Here is a 20,261-nt window from a genome sequence, read left to right on the forward strand (position 1 = left end):
GGGAGGAAACGGTCGCCGCGCGCCACGGAACGCCCTCTTCCGTCGGCAGACGTCACATTCCGGGGATCGCGCAACCCGGCGTGAACTTCGGTCCGTTCGGAAGATGACTTCACTGTAGGGGGCAGCACTGACAACGCATGGGACGGTCCGGCCGCGGCCGCGCTCCGGCAAGGCGCACGACCCGGCAGGTGTGGTGAGGTCAGGTGAAGGTGAGGACCGGCTTCACCGGGCTTCCGTCGCGCACGGCGGCAACGGCGGCGTCGATCTCCTCGAAGGGGAACGCGGTGATCAGCCGGTCCACCGGGAAGAGGCCGCGCCGGTGCAGACCGATCAGCTCGGGAGTGAGGCGGGCCGGGTCGGAGTCGCCTTCCATCGCTGGAACGGAAGTGCCGCTTCGCCGGTGACCACGTCGCGGTACCCCACGGTGCCGAGGCTCAGCAGGACGTGGCGTTCGGCGACCTCTTCCGCGGTGAGCGGGCCGTCGGGGCGGAACCAGTTGGCGACGCCCTGGCACATGACGAGGACCGAGCGGACGGCGTCGGCCGGTATCGGCGTGGTGAAGACCCCCTCGGCGCGGCCCGCTTCGACCGTGTCCAGCAGCATGTGCTGGAGGTAGTCGCGCAGGGCCACGTAGCGGGCCCGGTTCTTGGGCTCCAGGCTGCGGATGTCGGTGTCCAGGAAGACCAGGGACCTGCGGTGGGCCATGGAGAGCACGGTCGACTCGACCCATGCCGCAGAACCTCGCCGGCGGAGTCGTCCCGGCCTCCGCGGCCGCCGACCGGCAGCGGTCCAGGACGTCCTTGACGGACGTCTCCAGCAGGGTGGCGAGCAGCGCCGGCTTGTTCTCGTAGTGGTAGTACAGCGCCGGCACGGTGACACCGACCCGGCCGGCGATGTTCCGGACCGACGTGCCGTGGTGGCCCTGCTCGTTGAAGGCCTCCATGGCGTGCACCAGGACCGGGTGCAGGTCGAGCTGCATGGGGGCGTCAATATTCCGGTGGGGAACTCCGGTTGTGAGGAAGGGGAGCCGCGCGCCGTGGCCGCTCCCTCACGCCCGCCCGGACGTGCGCCGCCGCCGTCGCTCACGGGGACTGAACCTGATCGAGTCGGACCACTCCGCAGTGCTTTCGGAACGGAAGTTTCGCCGCCTTATCGGGCTGTCGTACGAGGGCTCATACCAGAGCGGGACGTTGCCCGGGGGACTTTGCCAACTGCCCATCGCACAGGATGCGCAGGCGACTACTGTCAGTGTCCGTCGGGCGACGCAGGGCCGGTTCACCACCCTCGGTCCGTTCGGCCGACACCGCGATGACGCGTGCCCGCGTGGCATTCCGCCACCACGCGCGAGCACCAGGGTCCGATCCGGGCCCGACGGACCAACGGACCAGTACGAGGACCCCGATGTCTCACCTCCGCGCCCCGGCCGCGCGAGCAGACCGCCGTGAGGGCGGGCGGCACGGCCGGCCGGCCTCACGGTCAGCACCCGCGCTGCCCGAGACCCACATACGGCCCCAACTCCTGCGTCTCGCCGTGCTGCCGCCCGTCGCGGTCGCCCTCAGCGCCAGCGCGGTCGTCCTGTTCACCGTACGGTCCACCGGCGCGCGGCCCGGTCTCGTGCTGTGGGTCGTGCTCGCCGGCGCGGTCTCGGTGACCCTCGCCGCCGTGGTCATCGCCGCCGTCGCGGCCGACCGCGCCGCGCGGTCCGTGTACCAGCGCGTCGGCGCACTGCGCCGCAGCACCGCGCGTGGAGAGGGCGAACTGCGTGCCGTGGTCGAGGCGTTGCGCCGCGGCGAGACCCCGCCCCGGCGCAAGCCGCGCAGCGGGCCGCCGGACGACGCCGACGACTTCGAACTGCTCGCCGCCGACCTGTCCCGCGCCCACGACGGCGCCGTCACCGCCGTCGTCCGGGCCGCCCAGCTCTCCAGCCAGGCGGGCAGCGAACAGAAGCTGGAGGTCTTCGTCAACCTCGCCCGGCGCCTGCAGTCGCTGGTGCACCGGGAGATCTCCATCCTGGACGAGCTGGAGAACGAGATCGAGGACCCCGACCTCCTCAAGGGCCTCTTCCACGTCGACCACCTCGCCACCCGCATCCGCCGCCACGCCGAGAACCTCGCCGTGCTCGGCGGCGCCGTCTCGCGCCGCCAGTGGAGCAACCCCGTCGACATGACCGAGGTGCTCCGCTCGGCCATCGCCGAGGTCGAGCAGTACTCGCGGGTCCGGCTGGTTCCCCCGATCGACGGCACCCTGCGCGGTCACGCCGTCGCCGACGTCATCCACCTGCTGGCCGAACTCGTCGAGAACGCCACCCTGTTCTCCGCCCCGCAGACCCAGGTGCTGATGCGCGCCAGCCTCGTCACCTCGGGCCTCGCCGTCGAGGTCGAGGACCGCGGACTCGGCATGCCTGTGGGCGAGCAGAGCCGGATGAACACCCTGCTCGCCGACCCCGACCAGGTCAACGTCGCCCGCCTGCTCGCGGACGGCCGCATCGGGTTGTACGTCGTCTCCCAGCTCGCCAAGCGGCACGGCATCACCGTCCGCCTGCAGACCAACATCTACGGCGGTGTCCAGGCCGTCCTGGTCGTTCCGCAGGCCCTGCTGGGTACGGAGCCGGGCGCTCTCCCCGGGGGCGTGGCCCGGCCGGCGGACCTCACGGGGGCCGAGCCGGGGACCGTACCGCCGCTCCCGCAGCAGCCGAGCCCCGCGGTCACCGTGGTGCCGCCGGCCGCCGCCGCGCCGGTTCCAGCAGCGTCGGCCTCCGATCCCGCCCCCGCCGCTCCCGTTCCTGCCCCAGCGGCGCCCGCGCCGGCCGTGCTCCAGGGGGCGGACAGCGGCGAACCCGTGCCGCTGTCCGTCCGTGAGACCCACCAGGAACGGCCCGACCCGGCCGCCGCCGCGCCCGGTGTCCGGGCCGAGGACCGCGGAGTCCTCGCCGAGCACGCCGCCACCCCGCCCGTCCCGCGCCACGGCGTGGTGCGCGGCACCATGGACAAGCCCCGGCTGCCCCGCCGCCGGGCCCAGGAGCACATCGCACCCCAGCTACGCGGCGGTCCCGCACCGCGCCAGGAGCCCGAGCAGCACGTCGGTCACGACCCCGGACTGATGGCGGCCTTCCAACGCGGCATCGGCCTTGCGGAGGCCCGGCAGCGCAGGGAGTCGACCGCCGTCGAGCCGCGCCGTGCAGAGCCGGCCCTTGTGGAGTCGGCCCAGGGGGAGCCGCCCCATGGGGAGCGGAGCCACACAGCGCCGACGCACACAGTGCCGACACACACAGTGCCGACCCATACGGGCCCGACGCACACGGGCCCGACGCACATGGTGTCGCCGCACATGGAGCCGACCCACAGAGACCCGGCCGGATGACCACTCCCGCGACCACCCCCAGTTCCCTCCCCACCACCACGACCAGCGCTCCCGCACACCCCCGTACCCCAAGGAGTCGATCCACCATGGCGAGCGACGCGCCGACCGGCCAGGTATCCGATCTCGACTGGCTGATGAGCGGCCTCGTGCAGCGCGTACCGCACACCTCCAGCGCGGTGCTCCTGTCCTGCGACGGACTGGTGAAGTCCGTCCACGGCCTCGACGCGGACAGCGCCGACCACATGGCGGCCCTGGCCTCCGGCCTCTACTCCCTCGGCCGCAGCGCCGGTGTCCGCTTCGGAGACGGCGGGGACGTACGGCAGGTCGTCGTCGAACTCGACTCGACCCTGCTGTTCGTCACCACCGCCGGTTCCGGCACCTGCCTCGCCGTGCTGGCCGGCCGCGAGGCCGACGCGGCCGTACTCGGCTACGAGATGGCGATGCTGGTCAAGAGCGTCCGGCCCTACCTGGTCACCGCGCCCCGGCAGCACGCAGTCGAACCCCCGGCGATGAGGCCTTGAAGGTGGCTGCGGCCGGCGACGGGCCCTGGCTCGACGACGCGGCCGGACGGCTGGTGCGCCCCTTCACCGTGAGCAACGGCCGTACCCGGCCCACCGTCGCGCTCGACCTGATGTCCCAGGTGATGGCCACGGGAGCGACTCCCCTCGGCTACCTCGGTCCCGAGCACGCGCAGGCGCTCGACCTGTGCCGGGCGCCCCTCCCGGTCGCCGAGCTCGCCGCTCATCTGAGGCTTCCGGTGGCAGTCACCAAGGTGCTGCTGTCGGACCTCGTGGACTGCGGCGCGCTGACCACGAAACCCCCCGCCGCGTTCCACCACGACCCCACGGACCGGGCCCTTCTGGAGGCAGTGCTCGATGGACTACGACGACAGCTCTGACTACGACCACGGATCCGGCCCAGGATCCGGCCACGACACCGACCCCTTCCCCACCGCGCTGAAGATCCTCGTGGCGGGCGGGTTCGGAGTGGGCAAGACGACCTTCGTCGGCGCGGTCAGCGAGATCGCACCGCTGAGCACGGAGGAACTGCTCACCACCGTCAGCGCCGCGACCGACAACCTCGACGGAATCGAGAACAAACTCGAAACAACCGTGGCCATGGACTTCGGCCGCCTCACCCTCGACCCGGAACACGTGCTGTACCTGTTCGGAACGCCCGGCCAGGAACGGTTCTGGTTCATGTGGGACGAACTGTGCGAGGGCGCCCTCGGTGCGGTGATCATCGCCGATACCCGCCGCCTCGAGGAGTCCTTCGCCGCCGTCGACTTCTTCGAGGAGCGCGGACTCGGCTTCGTCGTCGCCATCAACGAGTTCGACGGCTCGTACCGCTACGACCCCGAGGAGGTGCGCGCCGCCATGGACCTCCATCCGGAGATCCCGATCGTGCGCTGCGACGCCCGGATCTCCAGTTCCGGCATCCAGACCCTGCTCACCCTCGTACGCCATCTCATCGCCCACACACCGGCCCCCACCACGGGGTACGGCGCTCGCAGGTGATGCCCAGGCATGCCCAGGTGATCCCCGCCCACACCGCCACGGAGCCGCACATGACGCACGCCCACAGCGACGGAGCCCGCCCATGAGCTATGACCCGCCGCGCCCGGTCGGACGTCTGCTGCTCACCCCCGAGGACCGGGAGGCCCCCGCCCGGGTGCGACGACTGCGCCGGCTCGGTCTGGCGGAACGCCCGGACCCGGCCCTCGACGCCTTCGCGGGCCATCTCGCCCATCTCGCCGAGGCACCGTACGCGATGGTCAACTTCCTGGTCGAGGGCGGGCAGTTCTTCGCGGGCCTCAGGGTGCCCGAGATCCCGCCGGTGACGCGCGGGGACGGCACCAGTCCGGAGTTCGGCCGCGTCCAGCCCCGGGACCACGGCTTCTGCCCGCATGTGGTGGTCCGGCGCCGGGCACTGGTCCTGGAGGACGTGCGCGACTATCCGCGCTTCGCGGGCAACCCGGTCGTCGACGAGTTCGGCATCCGCTCCTACCTGGGCGCCCCGCTCATCGACAGCACGGGGACGGTACTGGGCACGCTGTCCACGGCCGACGTACGCCCCCGGGTCTGGGGCAAGGCGGGCCTGGCGACGATCAAGTCGACCGCGGCCGACCTGGTACGCCGCATCGAGCGCAGTGCGGAGGACGGACTCCCGCTGTGAACCGCCGGGCATCCGCACAGAGGCGCGAGAGGCCGAGAGGCCGAGAGGCGAGAGAGACGCGAGAGGCCGAGAGGCGCGAGAGCTGCAAAAGGGCCCGAGAGGCGTGAGAGGTGCTGAAAGCCCGAGAGGCGCAAGGGGCGCGAGGGCGGTGGGCACCAGCACGGTAGGGGCGCGAGAGGCGTGAAGGAAAGCTGCGACCGGGCTTAAGAAAGCCTCGATGGACCCGGAACGGCACCGTACGGCAGATTGTCGTGCGATTCCCCTCCCCTCCCCGGACGCGGGCTGCCCCGGCATGCCCGGCGTCGGGACCTCACCCGTCAGGAGCCGTAGCGTGAAGGCGCTGGTCAAGGAGAAGGCGGAGCCCGGGCTGCGTCTCGCGGACGTCCCCGAGCCCGTCATCGGACCCGGTGACGTGCTGATCAAGGTGCTGCGCACCGGGATCTGCGGCACCGACCTGCACATTCAGGCCTGGGACGGCTGGGCGCAGCAGGCCATCCGCACTCCGCTCGTCGTCGGACACGAATTCGTCGGCGAGGTCGTCGACACCGGGCGGGACGTCACCGACATCAAGGCCGGCGACCGGGTCAGCGGCGAGGGCCACCTCGTCTGCGGCAAGTGCCGCAACTGCCTGGCCGGACGACGCCACCTGTGCCGCGCCACGGTCGGCCTCGGCGTCGGCCGGGACGGGGCGTTCGCCGAGTACGTCGCCCTGCCCGCCGCCAACGTCTGGGTGCACCGCGTCCCCGTCGACCTGGACATCGCCGCGATCTTCGACCCGTTCGGCAACGCCGTGCACACCGCCCTCTCCTTCCCGCTGGTCGGCGAGGACGTCCTCATCACGGGCGCCGGGCCGATCGGCCTGATGGCCGCCGCCGTGGCCCGGCACGCCGGGGCGCGCAACGTCGTGATCACCGACGTGAGCGAGGAACGCCTGGACCTGGCACTCAAGGTCGGTGTGAGCCTCGCCCTCAACGTCTCGAAGGCGACCATCGCCGACGGGCAGCGCGAACTCGGCCTGCGCGAGGGCTTCGACATCGGCCTGGAGATGTCCGGCCGCCCCGAGGCCATGCGCGACATGATCGCCAACATGACGCACGGCGGCCGGATCGCGATGCTCGGCCTGCCCGCCGAGGAGTTCCCGGTCGACTGGGCCCGCATCGTCACCTCGATGATCACCGTCAAGGGCATCTACGGACGCGAGATGTTCGAGACCTGGTACGCCATGTCGGTGCTGCTCGAAGGCGGCCTCGACCTCGCCCCCGTCATCACCGGCCGCTACAGCCACCGCGACCACGAGGCCGCCTTCGCCGACGCCGCCGGCGGCAAGGGCGGCAAGGTCATCCTCGACTGGACCGCGTAGGACGACCGCGCAAGACGACCGCCCAAGACGTACGTACTCCTAGGAGCTTCCCAGATGTTCGACTCCGTGCGCGACGACCTGCGCGCCACCCTCGACGAGATCCGCGCCGCCGGCCTGCACAAGCCCGAGCGCGTCATCGGCACCCCGCAGTCCGCGACCGTGAACGTCACCGCCGGCGGCCGCCCCGGCGAGGTCCTCAACTTCTGCGCCAACAACTACCTCGGCCTCGCCGACCACCCTGAGGTCGTCGCCGCCGCCCACGAGGCGCTGGACCGCTGGGGCTACGGCATGGCTTCCGTGCGCTTCATCTGCGGCACCCAGGAGGTCCACAAGGAACTGGAGGCCCGGCTCTCCGCGTTCCTCGGCCAGGAGGACACGATCCTCTACTCCTCCTGCTTCGACGCCAACGGCGGCGTCTTCGAGACCCTCCTCGGCCCCGAGGACGCGGTGATCTCCGACGCCCTCAACCACGCCTCCATCATCGACGGCATCCGCCTCAGCAAGGCCAAGCGCTTCCGCTACGCCAACCGCGACCTGGCCGACCTGGAGGCGCAGCTCAAGGCCGCCGGCGACGCCCGCCGCAAGCTGATCGTCACCGACGGCGTCTTCTCCATGGACGGCTACGTCGCCCCGCTCGCCGAGATCTGCGACCTCGCCGACCGCTACGACGCCATGGTCATGGTCGACGACTCGCACGCCGTCGGCTTCGTCGGTCCCGGCGGACGCGGCACCCCCGAACTGCACGGCGTCATGGACCGCGTCGACATCATCACCGGCACCCTCGGCAAGGCGCTGGGCGGCGCCTCCGGCGGCTACGTCGCCGCCCGCGCCGAGATCGTCGCCCTGCTGCGCCAGCGCTCCCGCCCGTACCTCTTCTCCAACACCCTCGCCCCGGTGATCGCCGCCGCCTCCCTCAAGGTGCTCGACCTGCTGGAGTCGGCCGACGACCTGCGCGTGCGGCTCGCCGAGAACACCGCCCTGTTCCGCCGCCGGATGACCGAGGAGGGCTTCGACATCCTCCCCGGCGACCACGCCATCGCGCCGGTGATGACCGGTGACGCGTCGAAGGCGGGCCGCATGGCGGAGCTGCTCCTGGAGCGCGGCGTCTACGTGATCGGCTTCTCCTACCCGGTCGTGCCGCAGGGCCAGGCCCGCATCCGCGTGCAGCTGTCCGCCGCCCACTCCACCGAGGACGTGAACCGCGCGGTGGACGCCTTCGTGGCGGCACGTGCGGAGCTCGACGTCTGACACGTGCGTGACCTGCGCACATCGATGAGAGAATCGATGCCGTGATCGAAGCGCGGCGGCTGCACATCCTCCGGGCGGTGGCGGACCACCGCACCGTGACGGCGGCCGCCGCCGCGCTGTACCTCACCCCGTCGGCGGTCTCGCAGCAGCTGACCGCCCTGGAGCAGGAGACCGGGCACCGCCTGGTCGAGCGCGGCGCCAAGGGCGTACGGCTGACCCCGGCCGGCGAGATCCTGCTCGACCACACCAACGCCGTCCTCGCCCAGCTGGAACGGGCCGAGGCCGAGCTCGCCGCGTACAGCTCGGGTGAGGCCGGCACGGTCACGGTCGCGTCCTTCGCGACCGGTATCGCCCTGGTCGTCGCGCCCGCGCTGGCCCGCCTCGCCGAGTCGGCGCCCGGCATCCGCATCCGCGTCCAGGACGCCGAGGGCGACGCCAGCCTGCCGATGGTGCTGGACCGGCAGGTCGACGTGGCCGTCGCCGTCGAGTACCGCGGGGCGCCGCCCGCCGACGACCCGCGTCTGACGCACGTCCCCCTGTACGCCGAGCCCTTCGACGCGGTCGTCCCGGTCGCCCACCGCCTCGCCGACGCCGACGAGGTGCCGCTGGCAGAACTTGCCAAGGACCCGTGGATCGGCCCCTACCCCGGCAACCCGTGCCACGACGTCGTGGTCCTGGCCTGCGAGAACGCAGGTTTCCAGCCCCGCATGGAGCACTCCTCGGACGACTTCCGCGCGGTGGTGTCCCTCGCCGCGGCCGACGTCGGCGTGGCGCTCGTCCCGCGTTCGGCGCTGCACGGCACGGACCTCACGGGCGTGGTCGTCCGGCCCGTCGACGGGGTCGCGCCCACCCGCCGTGTCTTCGCGGCGGTACGCCGGGGTGCCGAGGAGCACCCCTTGATCCGCCCGGTCCTGGACGCACTCGACGAGGCGGCCCGGGCGTGAGGCTCCGGTAACACGGCTGTCCCGTACGCGGGATAGCGTCCCGGACATGAGAGACGCCGATGACGCTCCCGATCCCGTGGACGGCCGGCCCGCCACCCGGCCGGCCGAGCTGCGCGCCGAACGAGGCCGGTCACCGGGCGAGTTGGCGGAGCGCAGTGGAGTGGGCCGGTCCACGCTCTGCCGGGCCGAACGCGCGGAGACCAGCCCCACCGCCTCCGTCCTGAACCGCCTCCGCGCGGTCCACGGACGCACCCTGTCCCGGCTGCTCAGCGAGGTCGAGGGGGAACCCGCGCCGGTGGTACGGGCCGCCGAGCAGCCCCTGCGGGAGGACCGGTCCGCCGGCTTCGTGCGCCGCTCGGTGTCCCCGCCGCACGCCGGGCCGCGCGCAGGACTCGTCGGGGGACGGCTCGCGGGGCCGACGAGGTTCCGGTGCGCCGGCCCCGACGGCGTGCGCCACGTGCCGGCGGTGGTGCTGCCGTGATGGTGGGCCGCGTGGACGAGCACCGACTGACCGGCCTGCTGGAGGGGTTGGCGGACCTGCTCACCGAGACCGTCGACGGCGGCGCTTCGGTCGGCTTCCTCGCGCCGCTCGACCGGGCCGAGGCCGTCGCCTGGTGGCGGGGTCGGGCCGCCGCCGTGGCGACCGGGAGGCTCGCCGTCTGGGTGGCGTGCGAGGGGGAGCGGGTGACCGGGACCGTGAGCCTCGCCCTGCCCGACAAGCCCAACAGTCGCCACCGCGCCGAGCTGGTCACACTGATGGTCTCCCGCACGGCCCGCGGCCGGGGCCTGGGCCGCGGGCTCCTGACCGCCGCCGAGGAGGCGGCCGCGGCGGCCGGCATCACCCTGCTCCACCTGGACACCGAGACCGGTAGCCCCGCCGAACGCCTCTACCGCTCCGCCGGGTGGACCCGGGCCGGGACGATCCCCGACTACGCGGCGGACCCGGGCGGGGAACTGAGGCCGACGACGCTCTACTTCAAGCAGCTCGGCCCGCCGGCCGCCGCCGGGTGATTGCCAGTCAGTGGCGGAGCCACGACCACCGGAACCTGCCTACCACTGTCAATGTCAGTGGCGGCGGCTACGGTGCCTGACATGCCGGACGCAGAAGACGTACGCCGTATCGCCCTGTCCCTGCCGGACACGACGGAGAAGATCGCCTGGAGCATGCCCACGTTCCGGGTCGCGGGCAAGATGTTCGCCACGCTGCCCGAGGACGAGACCTCCATCGCGGTGCGCTGCCCCAAGGAGGAGCGCACCGAACTCGTGCTGGCCGAGCCGGAGAAGTTCTGGATCGCCGGCCACGAGGCCCAGTTCGCCTGGGTGCGGGCCCGCCTCGCGGCCCTCGACGGCGAGGACGAGCTGCGTGACATCCTCGCCGACTCCTGGCGCCAGGCGGCCCCGCCCCGGCTGCTGGAGGCCCACCCCCGGCTGGGGCTGCCGGCCGGGGGCTGAAAACCCTTCGGGTGTTGTCAGTGCCCCGTGGCATGATCCGAAGGCTTGCGTCGCAGCCGGAGCCGGAGGGGGGCTCCGGCTGCCGGACGTACGACGTGAGCAGGGAGTGGGCAGCGGTGGTACGGGGGTGGTCGCCGCGGGCCGCCCGGGGGAGGGGAGCGCGGGATGTCAGGGACGTCGTCGCAGTCCACGCACGAGGGTGAGAGGACGGGCGGGACGCGGGCGGGACGAGCCGTGTGGTCGCGGGACTTCGCGTTGTTCTTCGCCGCGCGGGCCGTCGCCCGGCTGGGCGACACCATGCTGCCCGTCGCACTCGCGGCCGGTCTGCTCCAGCACGGGTACGGGGCGGGCGCGGTCGGCCTCGCCATGGCCGCGACGGCCGCCGCGTTCGCCGGCCTGGTGATCTTCGGCGGGGTCCTCGCCGACCGCTTCAGCACCCGCAAGCTGATGATCGGCGCCGATCTGGTGCGGCTGGGCACCCAGGCCCTGGCAGCCGTGCTCTTCTTCTCCGGACACGTCGTGCTGTGGCAGATCTGCGCGATCGGGTTCGTCAACGGTGTCGCGGGCGCCGTGTTCCAGCCCGGCGTCGCCGGCACCGTGACCCGGCTCGCCTCCGACATACAGGGCGCGAACGGCGCGATAAGGGTCGCCGAGTCCGCCGCCCAGCTCGCGGGCCCCGCGGTGGCCGGCCTCCTGGTCGGCCTCACCTCACCCGGCGGGGTCTTCGCGGCCCACGCCACCACGTACGCGGTCAGCGCGCTGTGCCTGCTGCTGCTCCGGCTGCCCCCGCTCGCGCGGGGCAGCCGGGCGGTGGCCGGCCGTGGGACGAAGGCCTTCCGCGCCGATCTGGTCGAGGGATGGCGGGAGTTCCGCTCCCGTCGGTGGCTGTGGGGCGTCATCGCCGTCTGGGGTGTCTACATGATCGCCGTCTGGGGTCCGACCGTTCCGCTGGTGGCCACCGAGGTGGTGCGGGAGCACGGCCCCCGCGCCTACGGCCTGGTCAACTCCGCCCTGGGCGCCGGCACCGTCGTCGGCGGGCTCCTCGCACTGCGGCTGCGGCCTCGCCGCATGCTGCGCGCCGGGGCGATCGCCCTCGTCGGCTTCGCCGCCTTCCCCGCGAGCGTCGGAGCCGGTCTCGGCGTACCGGCCATGGCGACGGGCGCCGCCGTCGCCGGGGCCGGAATGTCCTTCTGGGGCGTGATGTGGGCGACCAGCGTGCAGACCCAGGTCCCGCCGGACGTCCTCAACCGCATCCACGCCTACGACGTGGCGGGCTCGCTCGCGATGATGCCCGTGGGCCAGGCCCTCGCCGGCCCGGCCGCCTCGGCCGTCGGCGCCGACCATGTGCTGCTCGTGGCCGGCGCGACGAGCCTCGCCGTCTGCGCCGCCCTGCTCCTGATACCGGCGGTACGCGGTCTGGTGCGGGTCGACGCGGCCGCGGACGACTCCGGCCGCACGGCGGCCCTGCCCCTGCGGTCCCGTACGGAGAAGCGTTGACCGGCAGACGGTGCCCCCGGAACGCGATGCGCGACCACGGGTCCGAGTGCGGTATGGTTTTCCTGCGCGTTCGGCCAGGGAAATCCCAGGTCAGACGGGCAGCGGGACGTGGCGCAGCTTGGTAGCGCACTTGACTGGGGGTCAAGGGGTCGCAGGTTCAAATCCTGTCGTCCCGACTGGAGACAGTCGCAGATCAGGGCCGGTTTCGGAGCGATCCGAAACCGGCCCTTGATCATTCCTGGGGACCGGTTGAGGGCCGGTGTCCTTGTGGTGGTCAGTGAACCGTGGCCGGCGATTCCGCGAAGGACGTGTACGTGGGCTTCGCGTCGGCGAACCACGTCGGTCCGGTGCGCCGACGGCGCTCGCCGGGAGACCTGCACGCGGGCAAGCGGCGAGGTCGCTCGTCGGATACCGGGCGTCGGCCAGGAGAAGCGACCGGCCGATCACGACTCCGAGGTCGTACCAGCCCCCATCGTCCATCGGGCGTCGGAGCAGTCCGTCACGGAGGGCATCGAGCGTCTCGTACGGCCGGCCCTGACCGACACCGGAGCGGAAACGCTCACCGATCGGGTGGTCCACGACTCGTTCAGGACTGCCCGCAAGGGCAATGAGGGCCGCCCCGGACACCCCGGCGGGTCCCCGTGTGAAGACAAGGGAGCGTTCGCGGATGCCCTCGTACGCCCTCAGTGCGGGCGCCGCGGACCGTCCGGCGGCCTGTCCGGGTCCGCGGTGCTCAGCCGGGCGACCAGCTCCCGTTTGAGAACCTTGCCGCTGGGGCCGAGGGGGAAGGCGTCCACGAACTCGACCCGGCGCGGGTACTTGTACGGCGCCATCCGCTCCCTGCTCCAGGCGACGATCTCGGCGCCCAGGGCCGGGTCCGGCGTCGTGCCGGGGCGGGCCCTCACCACCGCGCACACCTCCTCGCCGTGGACGGGGTGGGGGAGCCCGACGACGGCTGCCTGGGCGATCGCCGGGTGGCGGGCCAGGACGTCCTCCACCTCGCGCGGGTAGACGTTGTACCCGCCGCGCAGCACCACGTCCTTCTTGCGGTCGACGACGGACAGGTAGCCCTCGTCGTCCTTGACGCCGAGGTCACCCGAGCGGAACCAGCCGTCCACGATGGCCTCGGCGGTCGCCTCCGGCCGGTTCAGGTAGCCGGCCATCACGTTGTGCCCCCGGATGACGATCTCCCCCGTCTCGCCGACGGGCACCAGCTCGATCCTGCCCTCCACGTCGGCCCTGGCGATCTCGACCTCGACGCCCCAGATCGGCCGGCCCACCGTGCCCGGTCTGAGCGGCCACGCCTTCTGGTTGTAGGCCACCACCGGAGACGTCTCGGTCAGCCCGTACCCTTCGAGGACCGGACAGCCGAACGTCTCCCGGAACGCGTCCAGGACCGCCACCGGCAGCGCGGCGCCGCCGGAGAACGCACGGTCGAGCGCGGGCCTGCGCGGGTCGGCGCGGGCCGCGTCGAGGAGTGCCGTGTACATCGTCGGGACCCCCATGAACACGGTGCAGCCCTCCCGCACCATGAGGTCCAGCGCGCCCGGCCCGTCGAACCGGGGCATCAGAACCAGGGTCGCCCCCGCCCGGAAGCAGGTGTTCATGCCGCAGATCTGACCGAAGGTGTGGAACAGGGGCAGACAGCCGAGCAGGACGTCGTCCGCGGTGAAGTCGAACGGCGACAGCATGGTCGTGTCGACGTTCATCACCACGTTGAGATGGGTGAGCAGGGCGCCCTTGGGCCGGCCGGTGGTGCCGGAGGTGTAGAGGATCACCGCGATGTCCTCGGGGGCGCGCGCCACCTGACGGTCGATCGGGGTGCTCCGCGCCGCGAGCACGTCCAGCCGTGGCGCGCGGGTGCACCCCTCTTCCCCGTCCCCTTCTCCTTCTCCCTCCATGACGGTGAGCACGGGCGTGCCGGCCGTCTCCGCCGCCCTGCCGCCCTCGGCCAGGAGCGGGGCGGCGCAGATCAGCGCCGCCGCCCCGGAGTCCTTCAGGACGTATGCGATCTCGTCCGCCCGGAGCAGGGCGTGGACCGGGACCGCGATCGCGCCGAGCGCGAGCACACCGAAGTAGGCCGACGGGAAGTGCGGTGTGCTGGGCAGCAGCAGCGCCACCCTGTCGTCGGGGCCGATGCCCCGCGCGCGCAGCGCCGCCGCGTACCTCCGCGCCTCGTCCCACAGCTCGCGGTAGGTGATCTTCCGCGTACCGGCCACGACCGCCGGGTGCTCCGGTCGCCGTAGCGCGGACTCGGCGAGTATGGACGCCACGGAGAGGGTCATGGGGGTTTCACCCGCTCGCTTCCGCGGCCAGCCGCGCCTTGTCCGGTTTGCCGACGCCGGTGAGGGGCAGAGTGGTGCGGACGTGGATCCGCGCGGGAACGTGCTTGGGGGAGAGGGTGGCTCGGACGTGTTCCGCCAGTTCGTCGGGGGTGGCCGTGCCCGCCTCGCGCAGCACCACGGCCGCGTGCAGGTGCTCGACCCGGTCCCGGTCCCGGACGCAGAAGGCGGCGGCCTGCACGACATCGGGACGGGCCAGGAAGGCGTTCTCCACGGTCACCGGATGGATCTTGATGCCATTGGTCTTGATCACCTCGCCGATCCGGCCGCGCAGGTGGAGGTAGCCGTCACCGTCGACGAAGCCGAGGTCACCGGTGTGCACCCAGCCGTCCCGTACGGTCCGGGCGGTGAGTTCGGGCTCGGCCACGTACTCGCTCATCGTGAACGGCGACCGTACGCAGACCTCGCCGGTCTCGCCGGGCGGCAGGTCGCGGTGGTCGTCCGGATCGGTGATCCGGACCCAGCCGGACATCGGCCGGCCGACCGTGACCCGCAGCCGGGGGTCGAGGTGCTCGGCGGGCGAGAGCATGCTGACGAAGCCCGCCTCGCTGGTCGCGTACACCTGGATCAGTACGTCGCCGAAGACCTTGACCGCCTCGCCCAGTCGCTCGGGGGATGCGGGGGAGCCCACGTACGTGACCATCTGGAGGCGGGACAGGTCGGTCGAGCCCACCTCCGGATGGTCCATGAGCAGGTACAGCTGGGGAGGGGAGAGCAGCATCCGGGTGATCCCGTGCCGCTCGATGCAGCGCAGCGCGTCACCCGGGTCGAAGCCGTCCCGCAGGACCACCGAGCCGCCGGACGCGAGTGAGTCGTCGGCCGTGGCGCCGCTGGAGTGGCTCAGCGGGAGGCAGGCCAGGTAGACCGACCGCCAGCCCATCTGCAGCCCGGCGGAGATGAAACCGTTGCGGGCCCGGAAGTCGAAGGCGATGCCTTTCGGCTCACCGGTGGTTCCGCTCGTGTAGGTCACCACCGCGGGCCGGTCGGGCTCGATCTCGACGCCGGCCGGATCCAGCGCGTCCGGGTCCCCGGCCGTCAGGTCCAGGACATCGGGGCCGAGGTCGCCGAGAGCGACGAGGGCGAGCGGAGTGCCCAGCCGCTCGCGCAGCTCTCGGGCGGCCGCGAGGTTCTCCGCGTCGACGGCCAGGTACGTCGCACCGGTCTCCCGGAGGACCTTGAGCTTGGCGTCGGCGGCCAAGTGGTCCGCCGGGTCGACCGCGTTGGTGGTGTGGAGATGGACCACCGTGGCCCCGACCAGATTCGCGGCGTACCGCAGGACCAGGGTCGGGGCGGTGTTGGTGACGGTCAGGATGGCGACCACGGCCCCGCCGTCGATCCCGCCGACGTGCTGGTGCAGGGCCTGCGCGGCCGACCGGACCAGGGTGGTCAGCTCCGCCGCGGTGAGCGTCTTGTCGCGCCAGGACAGGACGACTTTCTCCGGTTCCGCGGAGATCACCTGGAGGATCTGGCTTACATACGTTTCGTTCGACGGCATAGGAAACTCCAGTGTTGCCGTGTCGAGGAATTTCCGCAGAGCCTACAACACGCAAATCAGATATACCAGGAGTGTGAATGAAGAAGCGGATGTGCGGGAGGTATTGAATTGTCGCAGGCCGCGCCATCGAAGTGATATTTCGCCCTGAGACAATACCTCTTACCGGTTCGGCCCCCGCATCGGTTCGGTCTTCGGAGAAAAGGGTCGTCATGAACCATTACCTGGAGCTCTTCTCACGGCACATGGGGGAAGGTGGGTCACCGGACGCGAAACGGGAATTCCTTGAGATCGGCCGGCTCGCCGGGAAATTTCCGGCGGCCAGGAGCCTGCGGGACGGAATCACCTCCGAGATCAGCGTCTGGTGCAGCAACGACTACCTGGGAATGGGCCAGCACCCGCTGGTCCTGGCGGCGACCCGCGAAGCCCTCGACGAGTACGGCGCGGGGTCGGGCGGCTCCCGGAACATCGGCGGGACCAATCACTGCCACGTGCTGCTGGAGAACGAACTGGCGGATCTGCACGGCAAGGCGGACGCCCTTCTCTTCACCTCCGGGTACACCGCCAACGACGGAGCCCTCACAGTCCTCGCCGGCCGGCCGGACAACTGCGTCGTCTTCTCCGACGAGATGAACCACGCCTCGATCATCGACGGACTCCGCCACAGCGGCGCCGAAAAGCGCATTTTCCGCCACAACGACACGGCGCATCTGGAAGAGCTGATATCCGCCACCGATCCCGACCGGCCGAAGATGATCGTCGTGGAGTCGGTCTATTCGATGGGGGGTGATGTCGCCCCGCTCGCCGAGATTGCCCGGGTCGCCCGCGAGCACGGTGCGATGACCTTCCTCGACGAGGTTCACGCGGTCGGGATGTACGGACCGGAGGGAGCCGGTATCGCCGCGAGCCTGGGCATCGCGGACGAGTTCACCGTCATCATGGGAACACTCGCCAAGGGATTCGGCACCACCGGCGGATACATCGCCGGTCCCGCCAAGCTGGTCGACGCGGTGCGCGGCCTGTCCCGCCCCTTCATCTTCACCACCGCCCTGCCACCGGCGGTCGTGGCAGGCGCCCTCGCCGCGGTCCGGCACCTGCGCACCTCCGACGAGGAACGTGACCGGCTCCGCGAGAACGCGCGACTGACGCACCGGCTGCTCACGGAACACGGCATCCCCTTCGTCTCCGACGAGTCCCACATCGTCTCGATCTTCGTCGGGGACGACGCACTCGCCCGGCAGATCTCCGCCCTGCTGCTGGCACGCCACGGCATCTACGTGCAGGCGATCAACGCGCCGAGCGTGCGCGCGGGCCAGGAGATCCTCAGGAGCGCACCCGGCGCCGTCCACGAGCCCGCGGAGGTCGAGCAGTTCGTCGCGGCACTGGACGGGATCTGGCGGGAACTGGGGGTCACGCGGGCGCCGGGCCCGCACCGGTCCCCCGGAACGGACGGCTGACCCGCCCCACGGGGTGCGCGCGGCTGTTCCGCGGCTCCGCGACCCGCCCCACGAGGGGTGCGCGGCTCGCTCCAGTCGCTCCGCGACCCGCCCGCTCCCCGTACCCGCGTCCTGTCGCGGCCTGCGATATCGGGCCGCTATGCGAGGTCGGCAAGATCGACGTCGCAGGTCCGGTGGCAGTACACGCCGGGCATGACGAAGGCGTCCCGGCCGACGCGCGACCCGTGGGAGCGGGCACCCCGCCGTGGTCCGGTGACTGATGGTCCTGCACGCCGTGAAGGAGTCCGAAGACACGATGGCGCACCCCGACGGTACGGAAGCACCGCTGCTGTGGACGCTGGCCGGCAGCGGCAAGGAGTCGCTGGCGGCCGGTGCGCGCGGCCTGCACGCGTACCTGGCCGGTCGTGACGACTGGAGCCCCCAGGACATCGCGCTCACCCTCGCGCGCACCGCTTCCGAGGGGAGCCGGCGGGCGGCACTGGTGGCGGACGGCCGTGACGGATTCCTTCGGCGGCTGGACGCGCTCGCCGACGGCAGGAGCATGCCCGGCCTGGTGGAGGGCGCCGCCGGGCCCGGCCGCCGGGTCGCCTTCGTGTTTCCCGGACAGGGCGCGCAATGGCCCCGGATGGCGGTGGACCTGCTGGACACCTCCACGGTGTTCCGCGACCGGATGGACGCGTGCGCGCAGGCCCTGGAACCGTTCGTCGACTGGTCGCCGATCGACGTGCTCCGCGACCCGGAGGCGCTGGGCGCACCCGCAGGGGGTCGGGCCGACGTGGTGCAGCCCCTGCTGTTCGCCGTGACGGTGTCGCTCACCGCTCTGTGGCGCTCCCACGGTGTGGAACCGGCCGCCGTGCTCGGGCACAGCGTCGGAGAGGTCACCGCCGCCGCGGTCTCCGGCGCGCTGTCCCTGGACGACTCCGCGAGGGTGGTGGCTCTGTGGAGCCAGGCCCAGGCGACCCTGGCCGGGCAGGGCGACATGGTCTCCGTCATGGCCCCGGCCGACGACGTCGAGCCGCGGCTGCGCCGCTGGGAGGGCCGCCTCGTCGTCGCCGCGCACAACGGCCCGCGGTCCGTGATCGTCTCCGGCGACCGTGACGCCGCGGCCGAACTCCTCGCCGACCTGGCCGCGGACGCGGTGCACGCACGGCGGATCGCCGTGGGCCTGGCCGCCCATTCCCCCCACATCGACGCGATCATCCCCCGGATGAGGGCCGACCTCGCCCCGGTGCGGCCCCGTACACCGGATCTGCCCTACTACTCCGGACTGACCGGCGGACGACTGGACGTCCCGGTACTGGACGCCGACTACTGGTGCCGCAACCTGCGCAACACGGTCAGGTTCCACCAGGCGGCCGGGGCCCTGCTGCGGGATGGGCACGGCGTCCTGCTGGAGGTCAGCCCGCACACCGTGCTGACCTCCGCCCTCACGGACTGCGTGGAGGAACACGGCGCGCAGGCCGCCGTCCTCGGGACGCTGCGCCGGGACCAGGGCGGTCCGGGCCGGTTCCTGACCTCGCTCGGTGACCTGTACGTGCGCGGTGTCACCCTGGAGCGGGAAGCGCTGTCCGCCGCGGTCCACGCCCGGGTGCGGGAACTGCCGGCGGCGGCCCTGGCGGCGCTCGCCGAGGCCGGGCCGGCGGACGCGGGCGGGCCGGACGGCGCGGGCGGTGACCGGGATGCCGCCACCGCGCTCCGCACGGAGCTGGCCGCGATGGACGTACCGGAGCGGCGTGCCGCGCTGGCACGGCTGGTGGGCGAGGAGATCGCCGCGCTGACCGGGCGGTCCGACCCTGTCCCGGCCGAACTGGCCTTCCTCGACCTGGGATTCGACTCCGTCACCGCCGTGGAGCTGCGCAACCGGCTGAGCGCGGCGACGGCGCTGCGCATCCCGGCGACGGTCGTCTTCGACTGCCCGACCCCGGCGGCCCTGACCGCGTACCTCTGCGCCGGGATCAGCGGTGACCGGCCCGACACGAACGCGGACGAGCCGGTGCGGCGGCCCGTGGACGACGACCCCGTGGTGATCGTCGGGATGGGCTGCCGCTACCCCGGCGGTGTCGGCAGCCCCGACGAACTCTGGAAGCTGGTGTCGGCAGGCGCCGACGCCGTCTCCGCGCTGCCCGACGACCGCGGCTGGGACACCGCCGGACGGTACGACCCCGCACCGGGGACGCCGGGCCGGTACTACCAGCGAGAGGCGGGTTCGCTGGCCGGCGCGGCCGAGTTCGACGCGGAGTTCTTCGGCATCTCGCCGCGCGAGGCGGCGGCGATGGACCCGCAGCAGCGGCTGCTGCTGGAGACGACCTGGGAAGTCCTGGAACGGGCCGGGATCGTCCCCGCCACCCTGCGGCGGACCCCGACGGGCGTCTACGTCGGGGCGATGACCATGGACTACGGCCCCCCTCTCGAACAGGGCGCCGACGAGGGAGGCCACCTGCTGACCGGCAACACCGGAAGCGTCGCATCGGGCCGACTGGCCTACACCCTCGGTCTGGAGGGAGCGGCGGTCACCGTGGACACGGCGTGCTCGTCCTCGCTGGTGGCCCTGCACCTCGCGGTTCGGGCGCTGAGGTCCGGCGAGTGCTCGCTGGCCCTGGCCGGCGGCGCGACCGTGATGTCCACGGTCGGCATGCTCGTGGAGTTCAGCCGTCAGGGCGGTCTGGCCCCGGACGGCCGCTGCAAGGCGTTCGCGGCAGCCGCCGACGGCTTCGGCCTGGCCGAGGGCGTCGGGATGCTGCTGCTGGAGCGGTTGTCGGACGCGCGGCGTCACGGGCATCCGGTACTGGCGGTGGTGCGGGGCTCGGCCACGAACCAGGACGGTGCGAGCAATGGCCTGACGGCGCCGAGCGGTCCCTCGCAGCAGCGGGTGATCCGTGCGGCGTTGGCGGACGCGGGGCTGTCGGCGTCCGAGGTGGACGTGGTGGAGGCGCA

The 20,261-nt window shown here is 72.4% G+C and carries 19 protein-coding genes, 1 tRNA gene and 1 pseudogene; 16 read left to right on the forward strand and 5 right to left on the reverse strand.

Annotated features, from left to right (window positions below):
- Positions 1 to 199: 199 nt before the first annotated feature.
- Positions 200 to 373, reverse strand: coding sequence for a hypothetical protein (locus ACP4IX_RS32270; protein ID WP_426525570.1), 174 nt, complete (start codon positions 371 to 373; stop codon positions 200 to 202).
- Complete coding sequence (locus ACP4IX_RS32275; protein WP_426558064.1) at positions 331 to 705, reverse strand: hypothetical protein; 375 nt, start codon at positions 703 to 705, stop codon at positions 331 to 333. The genes ACP4IX_RS32270 and ACP4IX_RS32275 overlap by 43 nt, the downstream gene beginning before the upstream one ends.
- Positions 706 to 728: 23 nt before the next feature.
- Between ACP4IX_RS32275 and ACP4IX_RS32280 the strand changes: the two genes are divergently transcribed.
- On the forward strand, positions 729 to 851 hold the full coding sequence (locus ACP4IX_RS32280) for a hypothetical protein (RefSeq protein ID WP_426558066.1): 123 nt from the start codon (positions 729 to 731) through the stop codon (positions 849 to 851).
- Positions 852 to 883: 32 nt separating this feature from the next.
- Here the strand turns inward: ACP4IX_RS32280 and ACP4IX_RS32285 are convergent.
- Positions 884 to 979: pseudogene (locus ACP4IX_RS32285) on the reverse strand (TetR/AcrR family transcriptional regulator); the annotation flags it as partial.
- Between the two features lie 422 nt (positions 980 to 1,401).
- Between ACP4IX_RS32285 and ACP4IX_RS32290 the strand changes: the two are divergent.
- The 13 genes from ACP4IX_RS32290 (at position 1,402) to ACP4IX_RS32350 (ending at position 12,212) form a co-directional block, all read left to right on the forward strand.
- Positions 1,402 to 3,360: a sensor histidine kinase gene (locus ACP4IX_RS32290; protein ID WP_426558068.1), complete on the forward strand. Its 1,959-nt coding sequence runs from the start codon at positions 1,402 to 1,404 to the stop codon at positions 3,358 to 3,360.
- Positions 3,361 to 3,446: 86 nt separating this feature from the next.
- On the forward strand, positions 3,447 to 3,881 hold the full coding sequence (locus tag ACP4IX_RS32295; RefSeq protein WP_064730860.1) for a roadblock/LC7 domain-containing protein: 435 nt from the start codon (positions 3,447 to 3,449) through the stop codon (positions 3,879 to 3,881).
- Between the two features lie 2 nt (positions 3,882 to 3,883).
- Positions 3,884 to 4,258 carry a DUF742 domain-containing protein gene (locus ACP4IX_RS32300; RefSeq protein ID WP_019330485.1) on the forward strand — a complete coding sequence of 125 codons (375 nt, stop codon included), beginning with the start codon at positions 3,884 to 3,886 and terminating at the stop codon, positions 4,256 to 4,258.
- On the forward strand, positions 4,236 to 4,877 hold the full coding sequence (locus ACP4IX_RS32305) for a GTP-binding protein (RefSeq protein WP_426558070.1): 642 nt from the start codon (positions 4,236 to 4,238) through the stop codon (positions 4,875 to 4,877). Before ACP4IX_RS32300 ends, ACP4IX_RS32305 begins: the two co-directional genes overlap by 23 nt.
- A gap of 82 nt (positions 4,878 to 4,959) precedes the next feature.
- On the forward strand, positions 4,960 to 5,535 hold the full coding sequence (locus tag ACP4IX_RS32310; protein ID WP_426525563.1) for a GAF domain-containing protein: 576 nt from the start codon (positions 4,960 to 4,962) through the stop codon (positions 5,533 to 5,535).
- A 331-nt stretch (positions 5,536 to 5,866) separates the two neighbouring features.
- Entirely contained in the window at positions 5,867 to 6,895 is a 1,029-nt protein-coding gene (tdh, locus tag ACP4IX_RS32315; protein WP_426525561.1) for an L-threonine 3-dehydrogenase, read from the forward strand.
- A gap of 54 nt (positions 6,896 to 6,949) precedes the next feature.
- Positions 6,950 to 8,143, forward strand: a complete 1,194-nt coding sequence (locus tag ACP4IX_RS32320) for a glycine C-acetyltransferase (RefSeq protein WP_426558072.1) — start codon at positions 6,950 to 6,952, stop codon at positions 8,141 to 8,143.
- A gap of 41 nt (positions 8,144 to 8,184) precedes the next feature.
- Entirely contained in the window at positions 8,185 to 9,087 is a 903-nt protein-coding gene (locus ACP4IX_RS32325; RefSeq protein ID WP_426525557.1) for a LysR substrate-binding domain-containing protein, read from the forward strand.
- A 46-nt stretch (positions 9,088 to 9,133) separates the two neighbouring features.
- On the forward strand, positions 9,134 to 9,568 hold the full coding sequence (locus ACP4IX_RS32330) for a helix-turn-helix domain-containing protein (protein WP_426558074.1): 435 nt from the start codon (positions 9,134 to 9,136) through the stop codon (positions 9,566 to 9,568).
- The gene (locus ACP4IX_RS32335) at positions 9,565 to 10,098 is read left to right on the forward strand and encodes a GNAT family N-acetyltransferase (protein ID WP_426558076.1); all 534 of its coding nucleotides are present in this window, start codon (positions 9,565 to 9,567) and stop codon (positions 10,096 to 10,098) included. The genes ACP4IX_RS32330 and ACP4IX_RS32335 overlap by 4 nt, the downstream gene beginning before the upstream one ends.
- A gap of 81 nt (positions 10,099 to 10,179) precedes the next feature.
- Complete coding sequence (locus ACP4IX_RS32340; protein WP_426525551.1) at positions 10,180 to 10,539, forward strand: MmcQ/YjbR family DNA-binding protein; 360 nt, start codon at positions 10,180 to 10,182, stop codon at positions 10,537 to 10,539.
- A 165-nt stretch (positions 10,540 to 10,704) separates the two neighbouring features.
- Positions 10,705 to 12,036, forward strand: coding sequence for an MFS transporter (locus ACP4IX_RS32345; RefSeq protein ID WP_426558078.1), 1,332 nt, complete (start codon positions 10,705 to 10,707; stop codon positions 12,034 to 12,036).
- 102 nt (positions 12,037 to 12,138) lie between these two features.
- Positions 12,139 to 12,212, forward strand: a tRNA-Pro gene (locus ACP4IX_RS32350).
- A 507-nt stretch (positions 12,213 to 12,719) separates the two neighbouring features.
- Here ACP4IX_RS32350 and ACP4IX_RS32355 read toward each other — a convergent pair.
- Positions 12,720 to 14,321 (reverse strand): long-chain-fatty-acid--CoA ligase, encoded by a 1,602-nt coding sequence (locus ACP4IX_RS32355; RefSeq protein ID WP_426558080.1) that lies wholly within the window; start codon positions 14,319 to 14,321, stop codon positions 12,720 to 12,722.
- A 7-nt stretch (positions 14,322 to 14,328) separates the two neighbouring features.
- Positions 14,329 to 15,873, reverse strand: coding sequence for an AMP-binding protein (locus tag ACP4IX_RS32360; protein WP_426558082.1), 1,545 nt, complete (start codon positions 15,871 to 15,873; stop codon positions 14,329 to 14,331).
- A 209-nt stretch (positions 15,874 to 16,082) separates the two neighbouring features.
- On the opposite strand from ACP4IX_RS32360, the gene hemA reads away from it, so the two are divergent.
- Positions 16,083 to 17,327, forward strand: coding sequence for a 5-aminolevulinate synthase (hemA, locus tag ACP4IX_RS32365; protein ID WP_426558084.1), 1,245 nt, complete (start codon positions 16,083 to 16,085; stop codon positions 17,325 to 17,327).
- Between the two features lie 295 nt (positions 17,328 to 17,622).
- The coding region (locus ACP4IX_RS32370) for a beta-ketoacyl synthase N-terminal-like domain-containing protein (RefSeq protein WP_426558086.1) at positions 17,623 to 20,261 on the forward strand (2,639 nt) is incomplete at its 3' end.

This window comes from Streptomyces sp. WG5 (assembly GCF_049974565.1).
Taxonomy (GTDB): Bacteria; Actinomycetota; Actinomycetes; order Streptomycetales; family Streptomycetaceae; genus Streptomyces.